The organism is Agromyces neolithicus, from assembly GCF_039529735.1.
Lineage (GTDB): Bacteria > Actinomycetota > Actinomycetes > Actinomycetales > Microbacteriaceae > Agromyces > Agromyces neolithicus.
Genome location: NZ_BAAANJ010000033.1, coordinates 1 through 2,283, shown reverse-complemented (window position 1 = coordinate 2,283; position 2,283 = coordinate 1). Strand labels below are relative to the sequence as shown.

At 64.2% G+C, this 2,283-nt stretch carries 3 protein-coding genes; all 3 read left to right on the top strand.

Annotated elements, in window-relative coordinates:
- Positions 1-194 (top strand): hypothetical protein (locus ABD164_RS17945; RefSeq protein WP_344298071.1); only part of this gene is annotated, 194 nt, incomplete at its 5' end.
- 84 nt (positions 195-278) lie between these two features.
- Positions 279-1,907 carry a methyltransferase domain-containing protein gene (locus ABD164_RS17940; RefSeq protein WP_344298069.1) on the top strand — a complete coding sequence of 543 codons (1,629 nt, stop codon included), beginning with the start codon at positions 279-281 and terminating at the stop codon, positions 1,905-1,907.
- The coding region (locus tag ABD164_RS17935) for a hypothetical protein (protein WP_344298067.1) at positions 1,876-2,283 on the top strand (408 nt) is incomplete at its 3' end. The genes ABD164_RS17940 and ABD164_RS17935, both read left to right, overlap by 32 nt.

Sequence of the window (2,283 nt, the reverse complement as noted above, 5' to 3'; positions counted from 1 at the left end):
GGCGACGGAAGCGTGGCCTTACCGCGGCGATGTACGAGTTCCTTCGCGAGCACGGGGAGCCGGCAACGATCAAGGAGATCACAGCCGCCGTCGCCGACGGCTTTCCTAATCCCCCCAGCTCATCGGTACGCGGCTGCCTACAGAATGAGCGGTACTTCGAGAGGATCGACCGGGGCGTGTTCAAGGCCAAGTAACCCGCTCGCCGGATCGGCCAGATCCTCCGACCCGGCCGCGGCATGTCGACACTAAGTGTCGGCGGAATGAGTCACAATGAGGAGGTGACAGCCCCTCTCTCTGACCAGATCGTTCGCCTCGCCGTTGCCCTCGGGGCCGCGGAGGCCGGGGGGCCGCTCTCTGCTGAAGAGTCAGAACTCATCGAGCGCGCGGTCACCTCGTCGCCTGTGCCGCTTAAGTCTGAGGTCGTTGCCGCGGCTTCTAGCCTGCGCAGCGGAGGGGATCCTCTCGGGGCGATGTTCTACGACCTTCGTGATGCGGCCGAGCGCCGCGGGAGCGGAACGGTCTACACGCCCGATGCAATCGTTCGCCCGATGGTCGAATGGACGCTCGCACAACAGCCTGCGCGTGTGGTCGATGCTGGCTGCGGGTCTGGGCGCTACACCGCGGCGATATTGAAGCACGACCCGCATCTTGCAGTCGTGGCCATCGACCTCGACCCCCTCGCCACGGTCATGACCCGCGCCGCTGTGGCCGTCCTCGGCGCCGGCGATACAACGCGCGTAATCCAGGGTGATTTCACTCGTGCGCGGCTTCCGAAGGTGGATGGGAGCACCGCGTTCGTAGGAAACCCGCCCTACCTCCGGCACCATCAGATCCCCGCGAAAACCAAGGCATGGGCGCAGCTTGCTGCCGGCTCCCTGGGGCTAAAGATCAGTGGTCTGGCAGGCTTGCACGCGCTGTTCTTCCTCGCCACGGGCCTCCTCGGGCAGAAGGGCGACACCGGCTGCTACGTCACCTCTAGCGAATGGCTGGACGTGAACTATGGATCGATCGTCAGAGGGCTCCTCACGGGGCCACTCGGGGGCGAACACATTCACATCCTGTCGCCGGAGGTGGAAGCGTTCGAGGGTACGCAAACGACGGCGACAATCACGACGTTCCGCATAGGCGAACCCGTAGCCGGCATCGGATTTCGGTCGGTGAGTTCAGTTGCCGAGATTCGCGACCTCACCGCACCGCCGAACCCCGTGGCCCACGCCCGCCTGGTCGAAACGAGCCGCTGGTCTACCTTCGTACGCACTCGTACTCAGGTCCCGGCCGATCACGTCGAACTCGGTGAAATCATGCGCGTGCACCGGGGAGCTGTAACCGGCGCGAACGCTGTTTGGGTGACCTCGGACGGGGCAGGACTGCCCGAATCCGCGCTTCGTCCCGCCGTGACCAAAGCCTTCGAGCTGTTCGCCGCCGGTCAGGAACTCCTGGATGACTCGTCATTACGCCGAGTCATCGATCTTCCGACCGACCTCGAGTCTGCCTTCGAATCACGAGAGCTCCGACGGGTCAAGCGCTTCCTGACCGAGGCCAGAAAGCTTGACGTGCACAAGGGGTACGTGGCACGTACCCGGAAGGCGTGGTGGTCGGTCGGTCTCCGCGAGCCCGCGCCGATCCTTGCTACGTACATGGCTCGTCGCCCACCGGCATTTGTGATCAACCGGGTGAAGGCACGCCATATCAACATCGCGCACGGACTCTACCCGCGGCAGGAACTACCCGAAGGCGCTCTCCGCGCGCTCGCACATTCCTTGAGCACTGGTGTGAGCCTGAGTCAAGGGCGCACCTATTCTGGGGGTCTGACGAAGTTCGAACCGCGTGAGATGGAGCGACTCCCGGTCCCTGACCTCGCTACGCTCATGTCTTATGCCGGGAACTCCCCCACGTTGGACGATTGACGAACTGACCGCCGAGGCGGCACACGCCGTCGAGGTATTCCGTAAGAGCCGCGAGAGCGAGCCGCTGGAGCTCTACCTCGAGCTATACGAGGCGTCGCTCGCCGACGTGGAAGACGTTCTCGAGGCTACGGTCGACCTCTCGCGTCTCCACGAGGAGGCGTCTCGACTCCTCTCCCCCGATCAATACCGATACGTGATGCGCTACCTTGTCGGTCCGGCCATCTCCGAAGACGATCTCAAGACTGCCGTGGGAAAGGTGGCCTACTCGCAGGCCAAGAAGGGCCAGAACCCGGGCGCTGCTCACGTGATCGACGCGCTACTCCCGAACATTGACCGCCGCCGGTTCCCTTGGGTCATGGAGGACCGCGAGCCGACC